This is a genomic window from Vibrio sp. R10-SF1-ISO8 (genome assembly GCF_059833805.1).
The window spans coordinates 59308-73649 of the sequence record NZ_JCBDHL010000010.1; the positions used below are offsets into that span (position 1 = coordinate 59308).

Sequence of the window (14342 nt, forward strand, 5' to 3'; positions counted from 1 at the left end):
TGAAGAAAAATAGAAATAAAAAATTAGGATTTCACCTTTATGCGCTATTGGAATGCTCTGGCATTTTGCCGTGATAATCTCTCGACCCAACATTGGACTCAAATATCATTAGATCAATTCAGCCATGCTTTATGTTGTACACGTCGTAACGCGCAGCTGCTAATTAAACGATTGGTTGAAGAAGAGAAAATTGAATGGCAATCGGGAATTGGGCGCGGAAATTTACCGCAGGCGAAACTAAAACAACCACTTGATGGTCTGCTAGAGCAAAAAGCAACTAGCCTACTTAAACAAGGCAATGTAGAAGCAGCACTTGATCTCGTTGATACACAAGAAAGAGAGAGTTTTCTTAGTCAGTATCTTTCCCAATATCAGGTAACACAAACTCAGCAAGACATCTTACAAATTCCTTTTTATCGAGGCACCCATTGCCTAGATCCAGTCAAGATTAATCGCCGTACCGAACTCCACATCGCCAGTTATCTATATGCCAAATTGGTTCGAACTCAACCTAGTCTGCATGGCGATCTCGCACACTCATGGCAACAACTTGATGACAGCCTGACGATAACCTTAAGGAAGGGGCTCAAGTTTAGTGATGGAAGTCCATTATGGGCAAAAGATATCAAGGTTCATTTTCAACGTTTGATGGAACATGGCGGTGCGCAAGTCGAGCTTTTTCGATTGATAGACCAAGTGGAAGTAATCAACCCGCTTTGTATTAGATTCACCAGTCATGCTATGTCTTCTCTTCTGCCGAGGCTACTTAGCCATAGCGCGATGGGCATAACGAAAGTTAAGGACGGGAAGTTACTCGGTAGCGGCTCATTCTTACTGTCAGAGCAAACAGAGTGGCGCACATTACTCAGCGTTAACCCGAACTATCACGGCTTAAGACCTTGGATAGATGGCATCGAAATTTGGAACGTGGGTGATAATGCTAAAACCCTAGAACTTAACTGCGATGTGGTTCATGGTCACCACTTAGTGGAAAGATCAGCTGCGAAATTTACCTCAAAGCAAAAATGGGAACAGGGTTGCACCTATGCAATGCTGAACCCCCACCATCATTCTTGGATGCGAAATCGAGCTCATCGTAAGTGGCTGCAACAACTGATGCTCAGTATAGGGACACCTAGCGGGGTTCATTGCGAAGTGGTTGCGCGTGCAAAAGGTATGCTGTCAACGCCAACAACCATTGCCGAGCAAGATTTATCACACGCCAAACGCGCACTAGCGGAACTTAAAATCCCAGCAAAACCCTTAACGATTCTCACCTATCAGCTTGGAACCAATATCGCGACAGCACAACTCGCCACTGATTGTTTGCATCAACTCGGTATAAAGTGCCAACTACAAGTTTTGGAGTATCCAGAGTTCAATCGGCCTGAAACGTTTAAAAGTGCGGATATTGTCATCAGTGGGGAGGTATTTGGTGAAGATACCCTGCTTTCTTGGGTTGATTGGCTACTGTGTAATTATTGCCACCAAGCGTGTCTGTCCAAAAAAAATAAACTTTGGTTGGAACAAAAAGTCATCGCGGCCGTCGCAGAGCAAAGCGAAAGTAAGCAGCTAAGAATGTTAGAGAAAATAGAAAAACAGCTGATCACCAAGCACCTATATCAGCCGCTGTATCACACAATGCAAGATTTAAATATATCTGACCAAATATCGGCACCTGAACAACTTGCCAACGGTTGGATTGATTTCAATCATATCGTGATGTGAACTATAGTACTAAGGCAAGCTATTAAAATAATGCAATAAAAATGGGAATTACTGGACAAACCATTGTTAAATATTGCCCACAATGCCGTACAGGTTATTTATAAGATGATAAACTAAAGCATTAATCTTCTAATATGTTGAGATCACCTGATTTAATGAAACGCCTTATTACCATTATGGTTACCATTTTGGCATCGATTGCCGCAGCACCCTCTATTGCTGCCTGCAATGTCGCGGCTGATCAGGATTTTCTTTACTCACATATTGAGACTCAAGACCGCCCAATGCTTGAGTTCTATTACCAATCTCTTTGTCGCCCAAGGTCCGTCAGCTTAGATGAATACCAACTAGCGGCTGATGCATCTCCGTCTTCTACGGCACTCTACTACTTCGCCCTTGGCAACCTCAGAAAATACGAAGGGATTAAAAACATCACTATTCCCGATATGGAGAAGATCGGGCGAGATAACCATGTCGACTGGATCGTGGCAGAAGCCAAACTCAATCAGGCACTGAAACTTATCGATTCAGACTTGTTAATCCAAGCGGAATACCTTCTCAATGAAGTGGTACCGATAGCGAGAGAAATCGGCTATCGTCGCCTGTTGGCCCGAGCATATCGTTGGTTAGGAAATGTTAAAATTCAGCGCTCAAATATCAAAGCTAGCTTAAATTATTATAAAACGGCTTACGAGCTTGTCAGCGAGATTGGGGATGACTTTCAGAGCACCATGACCCTGAACAACATCGCAACTGTCTACATGCTTTCAGAAGATTGGGAGCGTGCAGATACTTATATTCAACGTGCGCTTAAACTCTACAATGACAACCAATACGATAACAGCCTGTTTGAAGCCATATTGTTTGCTAATTCTAGTGCGGTCTATTTCGCGACCGAGCAAAATGAACAAGCCAAGTACTATTTGCAACGTGCTTTAGAGGAAGCAGACAAAACAGGATCAAACAGAATCAAAATTTCGACTCTGTCCAATATGTCACAAATGTTCTCGAGGGTCGATCAGCCTAAAGAAGCCTTAGCTATGGCTAAGCGCTGCGTCCTACAAGCGGAAAATAGTTCAACAAGCCTGATGCTAGCAACTTGCTATGAAGCCTATGCCGCGGCTTACTTATTAGAGAAAAAGTATCAACAGGCGATCACTTACGCGCACAAAGTCATGTATATCCTGAAAGCGTCAGAGAGTAACGAAATCATCTGGGAGATGGACATACTGTCAAAGCTTGTCGAAGCGCACGAAGCACTGGGTGACTACGAAAAAGCCCTTAAGTTTATGAAACAAAAATACTTAGTGCGCAAAAACTTCTATCGTCAGACCTACAATGAAGACATACTCAGCGAAAAAAGTGCCCTGGAAAGACGACTAAACAAGCGAGAAATTGAGTTACTAGAAGCACAAAATGAATTACAAACCATCACGCTCAAAGAGCAACGCTCGCGTGAGATTCTTTATGCCGCACTATTTTGTGTGCTCGCCTATTTTGTGATCCGAAGTGTGGTAAACCTAAAACGTACCAACCTAGAGTTACGTAACCAAAATACCACCGATCCATTGACCGGAGCCTACAACCGACGTTTTTTAGAAAATTGGTTGGAGCAAGCCCCTTCAACGATGCAAAGCCCTGTCTACGTGGTAAGCGTGATCGATATTGACCACTTTAAGCAATTTAACGATCAGTACGGCCATGAGATTGGGGACTTGGTACTCAAGGAAACCGTAGAGACACTACAGAACAACTTACGCAAGAAAGACATCTTAGTTCGCTGGGGCGGCGAAGAGTTTGTCTTAGTCATGCCTATGGAAGATTTAAGCAAGCTAGAAGAGACCCTAGAGCGACTAAAAACCAATGTCGAAACGCATATCGCGTATCATAACGACCAACAATTTAGCATTACGGTCTCCATTGGTGCATCTTCTTGTAAAAGAGAATATCTTGCCGATGATTGGGAAACGGTGTTCGGGCAAGCCGATACCGCCCTATATCAGGCGAAAGATGCAGGGCGAAATCGCTATCAGATCTACTCCAATCAAGCGTAATTTAACACGTTATTTTTTAACCGTTCCTGCTACCCAAAATTCGTTTTCCCTCGACTGAACCTGCTCAGCAAGGAAGTCAACAAAGCAGCGAATTCGCGCCGTTCTGCGCAGATCGCTGTGCATCAATAACCAAATGCTGCGATAGGGAATTGGCTTCTGGAAAGGCGCACGAACTAAGTTTGGATGCCTATCCCCCAGATTACACGCCAGATAAGCCATCCCTAGCCCTGATGCTGCTAAAGAGACCAGTGGCACAAGTTCTGAAACGCGATGCTTTAATGTTGCTTTGGGGTAATAGCTCTCCTGTAACCACTTCGCCGTGATATCCCCTTCAGGCTCATGCCAACCAATGAATGACAAACCTTCACCTTGGTTGTCTTTGACCTTTTCAGCATATTCTCGAGTGCAATATGCCGCTTGCGACATTTGAACCAGCCTTCTTCCTACCGCTTCATCATAAACTTCATTTGCTACCCGAATGGATACATCCGCTTCTCGGCGACTCAAATTGGCAATATCATTACCAAACTGCAAATTTAAAGTAATGTCCGGATAACGCTCCGAAAACAGCGCCAAATCATCCATTAGTGAAGTCAAAGCCATCCCATGAGGCATTGAGACATAAACCGTTCCCACAGGGTCAGAGTCTCTCCCGATGATCATTCTCGACGCAGATGTCATCTCGTCTTCAACTCTTTCTGCGTAAGGCAGTAGCTCTTCACCGATCTGGGTTAGTACCAACCCTTGTTTAGAGCGATCAAACAGGCGACTCCCTACCTGTTCTTCCATCACTGAAATTCGCCGAGTTAAAGTGGTGTGATTCACACCAATGTCATCCGCCCCGCCTCGCAAAGTCCCGCTACGTACCACGGCCAAAAAATACTTAAGGTCATCCCAGTTGAAGGCATAGCTATCATTCTTCTTCACTTCCATTCTCCCGTGGTTCATTTTTGAAGCACAGTGTCCACTTTTACCTATATACAGTCCATTTTTCAACCATGGTAACTTAATCCCAAGTCAGCAATCACACCAATGGAGAAAGACATGGGTACTATTCAAACGGCATTAATCACAGGCGCTAACGCAGGTCTTGGATTCGAAGCGGCGCGCCAACTCGCTCAAGAAGAAGGCATTAATAAAATTTATCTCGGCTGCCGTAATCTCGCCAAGGCACGAGAAGCGAAAGCCAATTTGGTTCAGTTATCTGGCCGAGACATTTTTGAAATCCTAACCCTTGATGTTTCGGATTCATCGTCGGTGCGCAACGCCGTTTCAACACTGTCTGCACCTCTTGATGCCGTTGTACTAAACGCGGGTGGCACTGGAGGACGCACACCGAATGCTCTTACTTCAGATGGCGTAACCAATATCTTTGCGGCAAATGTGTTTGGGCATTCGGTGTTGGTAGAAGAGCTCATTAAAAGGCAGCTGATTACATCAACCGTGCTCTACGCGGGCTCGGAAACCGCAAGAGGTGTGCCTAAGATGGGTGTTGCTAAGCCCGAGTTGAGTAGTTCATCCGTCGAAGAGTTCGCATCTATCGCTAACGGCAGCAAATTCGGCGCGAAAGCAGATCCACTGGATATATATGGAACCATCAAGCTTACCGCTGCGCTATGGATGTCTTCAATGGCACGCCAGCACCCTCATCTACGATTTGTCACTATGAGTCCAGGTGGCACAATGGGCACCAATGGTATGGATGACCTTCCTTTCCTTAAAAAAGTGTTCTTCAAATATGTTGGCGGGCTACTGATGCCGATGTTAGGCATGATGCACAGCGTCGAAAAAGGGGCAAGACGCTACCTTGATGGTCTGTTCGATCCAAGGTTTGAGTCTGGGCACTTTTACGCCAGTCGACAAGGTTCCCCAACTGGCCCCGTCGTCGACCAAATCACGATTGAACCTTCGCTCGGCAATATCGCTGCGCAAGATAACGCCCGCCAAGCTATCGAACAATTTTCGTAGCAATAACAACGAATAGGAGAATCATTATGGATACTACACTGCAAATACTGGTAGGAATTTTCACTTTGATGCTAACTGGACTCGGTGTGATGTCGATGTTTGCCCCTCAAAAAATGTTAGCTAACTTCGCGCTTGAGCCCATTGGTAAAGCGGGTCTCAATACCGTTCGCTCTGTCATGGGCGGTCTATTTTTAGCCAGTGTGGCAATGCTGGTGTTCGGATTGACCTCAGGCAATACAGAAGGCTACTTCTTTGTTGCAGTCGTCATGTTAGCTGTCGCGATAGGTCGCGTGGTCGGTATAGTACTTGATGGCTTTGATAAAGCCGTTGTACCACCGCTGGTTCTAGAGCTCGTCATTGCAGGCGTATTGACCTTCGCACACTTCAAAAATGGCGGGTTTTATTGAGTTTCCCTCAGAGTGAATACAAAGGCAGTATAGCGACTGCCTTTGTTTTACTTATCTTAAAACCAACCACCCAACTCGAAAAGATACGCCAACAATAACAAACAGTATTGAGAAAACAGTAACTGGAATAATGTGCAATGCCATATCAGTGAGATTAGATTCTGATAATTTAGGAATCACTCGGAGCCTTGCATCTAATGCGAATAGAAAAGTGAGTAAAAGCAGAGTGAGTTTAGCGGCAATCCCGTGCGAAATTGGAATAGACATATCAAACCATAAACTCACATCAGGTAACATTCTGTATGCCAACATTAACCCTGTAATGATTTGAATAACTAGCGCAGGCATACCTATTTTTTCATAGACAGATTCAAAATCCAAAAGTCTCTGGGCAGAGCGTTCTCGTAGCACCCTAGGCAGCACGACCACAGCTATTACGATATGCCCTCCTGTCCAAATAGTCGCCGCGAGTATATGTAATGTGACTAACAAACCATACATGTTTTGTCCCTTTTCTACTGGTTAGGCAGACCGCATTGAGCGATGCGAGATTGATTACCTTCAATAATGACACCTCATAAAAATGAGAACCATAATCAATATCAATCAATTGGCAGTTAATTAATTCCCCACCTGAACCTTTTGACAAAAATCTACCCAGTAAAACTATTCAGCTACAGCAAGTTAGTTGGATTTTGATTACACTAAACTTTTAGAGTTTGTAGAGCCGTTCCATTGCTGACCAATAAAACGCTGACTTTCGCTACAGCGAATCTGTTTAATTTTGTAGAGCCTCCAAAGGCGTTTTACGACTTTGAAAACATCTATGATGGCGAAGCATGGAAAGAGAAGTGTCGATGGACTCAAGAAAAACTCAACATCCTAAAAGCGGACATTGTAGGTGTTCAAGAAGTGTTTAGTATCGACGCCGCGCGAATAATGTTTGAAGAGCTGGGCTACCCTCATTTTGCCGTCGTTGATGAGCCTCATTTGGAGCAGGACTATATTTGTTCTCAACCAGTCGTTGCCCTAGCTTCAAAATATCCAATCGTGAGCCTAGGCGCTGTTACGCCGCTCAATTCAATTAAAGAACACTATCAAGTGAATACGCCTGAGTTTAGCCGCAAACCGATTTATGCGACGGTTGATGTACCAGATATCGGCGAGGTAGCCGTTTATGTCTGTCACCTTAAGTCACAACGGCCAACAGACAGCCTAGACGCTGAGAATGCTCACTCTCTTGTAGGTCAATGGTTATCAAGCCAGCAAAGGGGATGGGAAGCCGTGATGCTACGACTGTTTATGGAACAACAATATAACAACCACCCAATCCCAACCGTTCTGATGGGAGATATGAACCAAACGATAAGCAGTAATATTACTGGCTTACTGATCCAGCAAGTCAATGAAGATGATAAACAACTCAGGCTAAGAGACAGCTGGCAGCTTCAATCTGCATCGGCAATTGAAAGTGAGCGACCATCCACTCACTATCATTTTGCAAAAGGGAATGTGCTCGACTACATTCTGCTGTCACAGGAGTTTCAACCCGACTCCCAATATTCGATGGCTGACGTCACAGAGTACCAGACACTGGATGCCCACTTGATCAACCCGAGTTTTGAGAAAGATAAGCAAGCCAGTGACCATGCGTTTGTTGCCGTAACCGTTCGTTTTGTTCTGTAAGCAAAAGCGAGTGGCATCAACTCATTTTATTTTCGCTTAGCTGCACTCTAGTTTTGCTTCCTCTCCCATAAACCAAGAGATCCATCTCCTCTTCGAGTTCAGTATAAATCCTTCATCTTTACTGATCCCCCCAGCAATGAAACCGTCGATAGGAGACTCACTTGCGTTAGGTGAAAAGCGCCATTTTTCACTGTTGATTCGTTGTCCACGTTGAATTGCCTGATTGAGTTTTTCACTAACCACATAAAGGGTGAAGCCTTTTGTCTCGCTGAACCCTAACCCAGAATCTGACACACTGCCGATAGCCACTGGCAGCTCCATTGTACAATCGCGACCATCTGGATCTGAAAAGCGGTAGATGGCATTTCCAACTCTTCCTTTTAACCAAACTAATTGCCCTTGGGTCATTTGATCTGCGACGATAACGCCTAACGAATTGGATGGCACTTCCTGCGAGGCAACTGCAACTGCGGAAGCCGAACATAGAAATAGAAGCTTGATGACGTTTTTCATGCTGACGCCTCCTCAGTCATATGCGTAAGAGTCGGTTGAGCTAACAGGTAAACCAACCAAAATGGCCCTGCAATTGGGACGAAAAACACAAAGCCCCAATATCCTGATTTACCGGTATCGTGGAGCCTTCGAGCTATTGCAGAAAGAGTAGGAAATAAGCTCAAAATCCCATAGGTAGCATCAAACCAACTTTTCATCGCAACATCAGCCAATATACAAACCAAACTAACCAAGGCATGTACAAGGAAGAACCGCCAAAATTCTTGTTTCGACGAGCAGCCAGAGAAGTCAAAACTGCGCCTCCACGCCAATAAATAAAACCGCATAAATGTCACTCCTTTATAAACAACAAGGAGATTTTCAGGCGATTTCGAATCTAAAAAGACCTAAATCGCGTTCTAGGTCGTCTCAAAACCGGCATTTGTCCTATTATTGTTTTTAATTAAGTTTCAAAGAGTTATCCTTATTGGTACTCGAAACGGAATCAAACTTCATCTAGGACCGATTATGCTCGCCATTCCTGTGCCTTTTGTTGTCTCAATGCTACTTGGGCTATTAGCGATTACGCTCTATTTGCGTTTCGAGCGACAAACCAAAGCAGCTTGTTTGTTTCTGGGGTTGTGCGCAACAACAATCGCGATGGTAGGTTTGAGATGGACATTTGATGTCTCACTGTTTAACTTTTTCCAGCCCGTTTTAGCTTCTCTGATTCCGGTTTGTGCTTGGTTCGTTTTTTCGGCATCAACGCAAAGAAACTTATGGTCACTAGTAAAGCACTTTGTCGCGCCTGCATACATATTGACTAGCGTGGCTACTCAAGATTGGTTGTCACTCCCTATAGATGAAGTTCTCACTCTTACCTATATCGGTTATGGCATTGGGTTGATCCGGTTTTCAGGAAAAGAGTCCTTATTGATCAATGTTTCTCTAGGAAGTTGGGATAAGGTTAAGAAAGCAGAGAGTATTGCGGGTTGGATGTTACTGTTTTCAGCACTCGTCGATACATTGATGTCACTGGATTTCGCATACAACAAAGGAGAGATGTCGTTATATATACTGACTGTTGCCCACCTAGTATTGTTGCCGACGCTCTCTATTGCTGTCGTTATTGTTGGTATAAACACACCTATCTCAGAGACTGAGAACGCTGAAGCACAGCCAGATCATTTGGTAAGTAATACTGTTTCTACAATGACGATGTCACAAGAGCGAGCTATCGAGATTACGTCTTTGTTAGATGAGAAAATACGTCGAGAGTCTCTGTATCTCGATCCCGATTTAACACTCGCGAAACTTAGCCGTAAACTCGTCATACCCGCTAAGCATATTTCTATCGCAGTCAATCAAGTACATGCTCAAAATATTTCTAAACTCATCAACTCTTACCGGGTTTGCCATGCAAAACAGGCGTTACGCAGCTCTCAAGATACCGTGACACAGATTTTCATGAATAGTGGCTTTCAGACTAAATCAAATTTTAACCGGGAATTTTCAAGAATCACTGGTATGACCCCAAGTCAGTATCGTAAAGCTAAATCAGCGCAATAAACCTAACCATCTGAGTTCGTTGACACAAACATTGAACTTAAACTTAATTACGACTTAGAACTACGCCTAACTGACTAAAGTAGCGACTGCTATACTAGAGAAAACCCATCTCTTGAACGGTACTAATGAAAGTTCGCGCAATACTGTTGTTTTTCTTATTGTTACCCATTCAAGTTATAAGTGCAGAGATCGCGCTGTTTGTTCCGCGAACAGAGAGTGCTTCGTGGCAATCACAAATAAGATTTGCCCAAGCGGCTGCCAATGACCTTGGCGTTACCTTACATGTCTATGATGCAGAGAACCAACCCGAGACTATGTTGAAGCAAGTCTCCCAAGCATGTGAGAAAGGCGTAGATGGTGTTCTGTTCATGAACTACGAACAGATAGGTGAAAAGCTGCTTACCATTACTGAGAAGTGCAAAATACCGAGTATTCTTTTCAACACAGGGTTTAACTCCCGCGATTTTCTCCCTCGAACCAAATATCGTTACTGGATTGGAGAAATTACTCCTAACGATATCAAAGCAGGTTCCGTTTTGGCCGAGCAACTGCTGCTAAAAGCCAATGGTCAGATCAACAAAGTAAAAATGCTGGTGCTCAATGGTAATCTCAAGGAGTTATCGGCAATCGAGAGAAACCAAGGGCTTTATCAATTTATACGGCACAACCCGAGCGTAACTGTTGTTGCAGAAAGTGACTCCAATATGAGTTGGGGGCGTGAAGAAGCGAAACGCCAATTTAAGCATTTTTACCAACGTCATCCTGAGATCAACATGGTATGGGCCGCCTCTGACACTATCGCATTAGGTGCCAGAGATGCCATGCGAGAGCTAGAGTTACCGCTAAATTCCATCTATATCGGAGGAGTGGATTGGCTACCGGAAGCACTTAGAGTAATTGAAGAGGGAGAGCCCTATATCTCGGTTGGTGGTCACTTTACCGAAGCGGCGTGGAGCATGATCTTGTTGAACGACTATCTTGATGGTCACGATTTTATTGCTGAATCCACCCAGTTTCGCTCCCCATTCTATTCAATCAATCATGCCAATGTAGCCATGTTTCAAAGCTTTATTGACGACAATTGGCAACGTATTGATTTTCAGGCGCTCTCTAAACAGCATGAGAGCGATAAACTGTATAACTTCAGCATCAAATTCCTACTTGATGGTTATTATCAAAACACCAAAGCACTCAAGTTGACCGATGAAGAAGTAGAATGGTTAAGAGATCATAACGAACTAAGGTTAGCAATTGATATTGATTGGCCGCCGTTTGAGTATGTCGACGGTAGTGGAGAGTATCAGGGCATTGCTGCCGACTACATTAAGCTGATCGCTCAGCGCTTAGGGATAGAGCTTGTTCCTAGTACCAATATGAGTTGGTCTGAGGTTGTTGAAGCTTCAAAACAGCGAGCACTAGACATTTACCCTGCTCTTCCTGTCACGCAAGATCGTGAGCAATATCTGGACTTCACTCGCCCATACCTCAGTTTTCCACTCATGATTATCACCAATCAAGACATTCCTTATGTGCGCGATATCGAGGCTCTCAATGGTATGCAGGTTGCGGCGGTAGAAGGGTATAGTTCATACGAGCTACTGCGAGACAACCACCCAAAAATCAAGCTGTATGCCGCTGAAAACGTGTCAGATGCTTTGCAATCCGTCGCATCAGGCAAAGTAGATGCATACGTAGGTAATATTGCAACCGCCAACTATGTTATGACACGCGAAGGGTATAGCAACCTTAAAGTTTCAGGGCTCACACCGTATCGAATAGATCTTAGAATGGCAGTGCGAAGTGACTGGCCAATCCTTAACAGCATTTTGCAGAAGTCTTTGGACGCCCTCTCTGAAGAAGAGAAACAAACCATCTACTCCCGGTGGGTAACGGTTAGATACGAACACGGAGTGGATTATAGTCTCGTGTGGAAAATCGCTCTTGTGTCGTTGTCGGTGTTGATTTTACTAAGTTACTGGACGAGCAAACTCTCCAAGTTAAATGACAAACTCAATAGCGAAATTGCCGAGCGAAAGCAGATAGAACAGCAGCTGTTACATGAGAAAAACAAAATCGAGCAGCTGTCGATTACTGACCCATTAACAGGGCTATTTAACCGTCGTTACTACAACAAGAAGGTGCCGTCAGAAATTCTAAGAGCACAAAATAGCCAAGATTGGCTGAGCTTTGTGATCATTGATGTCGACGATTTCAAGCAGTACAACGACCATTACGGACACCTAAACGGCGACAAGCAGTTGATCGAGTTCGCCAATGTCCTCAAGCAGCAATGCCAGCACGTGTCTGACTACTGTTTTCGTCTTGGCGGGGAAGAATTTGGGGTACTCTTTATAGGAAAATCCCCACAAGAAGCTAAAAGCTTTGTCGAACAAATTAGGCTAGCCATTGAGTCTTTGCAGATTGAGCATCAGTACAGCCGCGCTACGGACGTGATCACCGCTTCATTTGGATTAGTCACTACCAATAAACCCAATTACAGCTTAGAACAACTCTACGAAACCGCCGATGCCGCTCTCTATGATGCAAAAGAGAGCGGCCGCAATAAAGTGGTAGTTAAAGAGTTAAAGTAAAGATTTAATCAAAGAAAGCTAACCGTTCAATCTGTAAGTCTCATTAACCCCGCTTTCTTGCACGAAATCCTCATCGTGACTGACTAAAACAAATGCGCCACCATAGTTATTTAAAGTCTCGGCGAGTAACTGCTTAGACTCCAGATCAAGGTGGTTATCAGGCTCATCCAACAAAAGTATCGGCTGAGTTGGCTGATGGCTGACCACCAGCATTGATAACTTCATTTTCTCACCACCACTTAGCTGCTTGACTGTGCGGAAAACCGAATCACGCCGAAAACCGATACCTGCTAACAAAGTTCTAGTCTCCGCTTCCAATAGTCCACGGCACATTTCCATCACCGTCTCTAACAGAGCCTTGGTGTTATCTAACAAGCCAAAGTGTTGGTCTAAGTAAAATAACGGCGTATTGAGGTAACAGTCACCGCTGAGCAAAGTACTTTTGCCCCGCAAGATATTAAGCAAGGTAGACTTGCCTGACCCATTGCCACCATGCAACCAAAGTTTGCTAGTTCCCGTTAGCTGCAAATGAATAGGCTCCTGGCAGCCATAAGGTAAGACGCCATTAACTATCGAGACTAGCTGTCCTTTACGGCCTCCATGACTTTCACCCATATAGAACTTTTGCGCTTTTAACTGCTCACTCCTCTTGTTCAAAGCGTGCTCTTTCTTATCAAGCAAGTCTCGACGACTGTTTTCGTTTTTCAGCTTGTTGGACATGGTTCGCTCAGCACTGTCTTTCATACCATCAAGCAAGATTTTAGGTTGGCTGCCACTTCTACGCGCTTTCATTCCTTTTGCTTGTCTTTGCTCGGCTTTCTCTTTGTTCTTCTGTGCTTGTCGCTCAAGCCTTTTTTGCTCCTTGTGGACACTGTCTAGTTGACGTTCAACCGCAGTGACTTCTAGCTCTTTTTGATTTCTATAGTCATCATAGTTACCACCATATTGGGCTAACCCCAAGGTTGAAAGCTCCCAAATTTGCTCCATTTCTCGCAATAAAAAGCGATCATGGCTTATAAGCAACATATGACCCGTGAAGGCATTCATTTGCTCGCGAAGCCACTCGCGACCTTGTTTGTCTAAATGGTTGGATGGTTCATCAAGCACAAGCAGCCGCGCTTCAGATTGAAACAGTTGCCACAACTGCAAGCGTGCGAGTTGCCCACCACTTAGCTCTGAACAGAGAAAGTCCGTGTTTCGCGGTAACTGCATCTCATCAAGCTGGGATTCGAGCTCTTGTTTCAAAGACCATTGCTCTCCGACAATTTCGAACAATTGTTCGTCGCAATCCCCTTGCTCAATTTTCGGCAAAGCGCGAAGAACACTCTCGACCCCAAGGTACTGCGCAACCGAGATATTGCCATCCAATAGCTTTGAAGGTAATTGAGTGTAGGTTTTCACACTCGCATTTAAAGCGACTTCACCCTGAGTGGGAGAAAGAGCCTTGGTTAGAATAGAGGCGAGAATCGATTTCCCCACCCCGTTACGTCCGACTAACCCGACTTTAGATTGCGTTAACGAACAAGAGATATCACTGAAAAGCACCTCGCCATTGTCGAAGTGGTAACTGATTTTATTGGCTTGTATAACTGGCATAAATTGCCTCCTGTTAGACAGGGTTAGGCATTGCACGTAGCAAACAGATCGCAAACAAATGCGATAAAAAACAATCTTGTATAAGAGAAATCATGCTCGATTGAGCACAGACGGAGCTACGCCGACTAACCCTGTGGAATCCTAATAACGATGTAAAACTGGATAACAGGTGTTAGTTATTCATATTGGCGTAATCTCCTAAAGAAGTGATGGCCGGAGTATAGGGTAATCTTTGTTCAAACTTCAAGCGC

The 14342-nt window shown here is 44.4% G+C and carries 12 protein-coding genes; 7 read left to right on the forward strand and 5 right to left on the reverse strand.

Annotation, left to right across the window (positions count from 1 at the left end; translation table 11 throughout):
• Positions 1 to 39: 39 nt before the first annotated feature.
• Together AC6R00_RS05865 and AC6R00_RS05870 are read left to right on the forward strand one after the other, a co-directional pair.
• Positions 40 to 1728, forward strand: coding sequence for an ABC transporter substrate-binding protein (locus AC6R00_RS05865; RefSeq protein WP_500639646.1), 1689 nt, complete (start codon positions 40 to 42; stop codon positions 1726 to 1728).
• 155 nt (positions 1729 to 1883) lie between these two features.
• On the forward strand, positions 1884 to 3782 hold the full coding sequence (locus tag AC6R00_RS05870) for a tetratricopeptide repeat-containing diguanylate cyclase (protein ID WP_500639647.1): 1899 nt from the start codon (positions 1884 to 1886) through the stop codon (positions 3780 to 3782).
• Between the two features lie 9 nt (positions 3783 to 3791).
• Here the strand turns inward: AC6R00_RS05870 and AC6R00_RS05875 are convergent, their stop codons facing one another.
• Positions 3792 to 4709 carry a LysR family transcriptional regulator gene (locus AC6R00_RS05875; protein ID WP_500639648.1) on the reverse strand — a complete coding sequence of 306 codons (918 nt, stop codon included), beginning with the start codon at positions 4707 to 4709 and terminating at the stop codon, positions 3792 to 3794.
• A gap of 117 nt (positions 4710 to 4826) precedes the next feature.
• On the opposite strand from AC6R00_RS05875, the gene AC6R00_RS05880 reads away from it, so the two are divergent.
• On the forward strand, positions 4827 to 5750 hold the full coding sequence (locus tag AC6R00_RS05880; protein WP_500639649.1) for an SDR family NAD(P)-dependent oxidoreductase: 924 nt from the start codon (positions 4827 to 4829) through the stop codon (positions 5748 to 5750).
• Between the two features lie 26 nt (positions 5751 to 5776).
• On the forward strand, positions 5777 to 6157 hold the full coding sequence (locus AC6R00_RS05885; protein ID WP_500639650.1) for a DUF4345 family protein: 381 nt from the start codon (positions 5777 to 5779) through the stop codon (positions 6155 to 6157).
• Positions 6158 to 6208: 51 nt separating this feature from the next.
• On the opposite strand, the gene AC6R00_RS05890 is transcribed toward AC6R00_RS05885, so the two are convergent.
• Positions 6209 to 6658 (reverse strand): copper resistance protein CopD, encoded by a 450-nt coding sequence (locus AC6R00_RS05890; RefSeq protein ID WP_500639651.1) that lies wholly within the window; start codon positions 6656 to 6658, stop codon positions 6209 to 6211.
• Positions 6659 to 6892: 234 nt separating this feature from the next.
• Between AC6R00_RS05890 and AC6R00_RS05895 the strand changes: the two genes are divergently transcribed.
• A complete protein-coding gene (locus AC6R00_RS05895) occupies positions 6893 to 7843 on the forward strand; it encodes an endonuclease/exonuclease/phosphatase family protein (RefSeq protein WP_500639652.1) in 951 nt (316 codons plus the stop codon).
• 36 nt (positions 7844 to 7879) lie between these two features.
• Here AC6R00_RS05895 and AC6R00_RS05900 read toward each other — a convergent pair whose 3' ends face one another.
• Together AC6R00_RS05900 and AC6R00_RS05905 are read right to left on the reverse strand one after the other, a co-directional pair.
• A complete protein-coding gene (locus AC6R00_RS05900) occupies positions 7880 to 8356 on the reverse strand; it encodes a hypothetical protein (RefSeq protein WP_500639653.1) in 477 nt (158 codons plus the stop codon).
• Positions 8353 to 8682 carry a DUF805 domain-containing protein gene (locus AC6R00_RS05905; RefSeq protein WP_500639654.1) on the reverse strand — a complete coding sequence of 110 codons (330 nt, stop codon included), beginning with the start codon at positions 8680 to 8682 and terminating at the stop codon, positions 8353 to 8355. The genes AC6R00_RS05900 and AC6R00_RS05905 overlap by 4 nt, the downstream gene beginning before the upstream one ends.
• Positions 8683 to 8863: 181 nt before the next feature.
• On the opposite strand from AC6R00_RS05905, the gene AC6R00_RS05910 reads away from it, so the two are divergent.
• Together AC6R00_RS05910 and AC6R00_RS05915 are read left to right on the forward strand one after the other, a co-directional pair.
• Positions 8864 to 9904: a helix-turn-helix domain-containing protein gene (locus AC6R00_RS05910; RefSeq protein WP_500639655.1), complete on the forward strand. Its 1041-nt coding sequence runs from the start codon at positions 8864 to 8866 to the stop codon at positions 9902 to 9904.
• A gap of 125 nt (positions 9905 to 10029) precedes the next feature.
• Positions 10030 to 12495, forward strand: a complete 2466-nt coding sequence (locus AC6R00_RS05915; RefSeq protein ID WP_500639656.1) for a diguanylate cyclase — start codon at positions 10030 to 10032, stop codon at positions 12493 to 12495.
• 18 nt (positions 12496 to 12513) lie between these two features.
• Here AC6R00_RS05915 and AC6R00_RS05920 read toward each other — a convergent pair whose 3' ends face one another.
• A complete protein-coding gene (locus AC6R00_RS05920; RefSeq protein WP_500639657.1) occupies positions 12514 to 14091 on the reverse strand; it encodes an ATP-binding cassette domain-containing protein in 1578 nt (525 codons plus the stop codon).
• Positions 14092 to 14342 lie beyond the last annotated feature (251 nt).

Excerpts from the sequence above, each read along its gene's own strand:
- AC6R00_RS05885 (WP_500639650.1), top strand. The coding sequence starts at position 5,777 with ATGGATACTACACTGCAAATACTGGTAGGAATTTTCACTTTGATGCTA.
- AC6R00_RS05890 (WP_500639651.1), bottom strand. The coding sequence starts at position 6,658 with ATGTATGGTTTGTTAGTCACATTACATATACTCGCGGCGACTATTTGG.
- AC6R00_RS05910 (WP_500639655.1), top strand. The coding sequence starts at position 8,864 with ATGCTCGCCATTCCTGTGCCTTTTGTTGTCTCAATGCTACTTGGGCTA.
- AC6R00_RS05915 (WP_500639656.1), top strand. The coding sequence starts at position 10,030 with ATGAAAGTTCGCGCAATACTGTTGTTTTTCTTATTGTTACCCATTCAA.
- AC6R00_RS05900 (WP_500639653.1), bottom strand. The coding sequence starts at position 8,356 with ATGAAAAACGTCATCAAGCTTCTATTTCTATGTTCGGCTTCCGCAGTT.
- AC6R00_RS05880 (WP_500639649.1), top strand. The coding sequence starts at position 4,827 with ATGGGTACTATTCAAACGGCATTAATCACAGGCGCTAACGCAGGTCTT.
- AC6R00_RS05865 (WP_500639646.1), top strand. The coding sequence starts at position 40 with ATGCGCTATTGGAATGCTCTGGCATTTTGCCGTGATAATCTCTCGACC.
- AC6R00_RS05870 (WP_500639647.1), top strand. The coding sequence starts at position 1,884 with ATGAAACGCCTTATTACCATTATGGTTACCATTTTGGCATCGATTGCC.
- AC6R00_RS05920 (WP_500639657.1), bottom strand. The coding sequence starts at position 14,091 with ATGCCAGTTATACAAGCCAATAAAATCAGTTACCACTTCGACAATGGC.
- AC6R00_RS05905 (WP_500639654.1), bottom strand. The coding sequence starts at position 8,682 with ATGCGGTTTTATTTATTGGCGTGGAGGCGCAGTTTTGACTTCTCTGGC.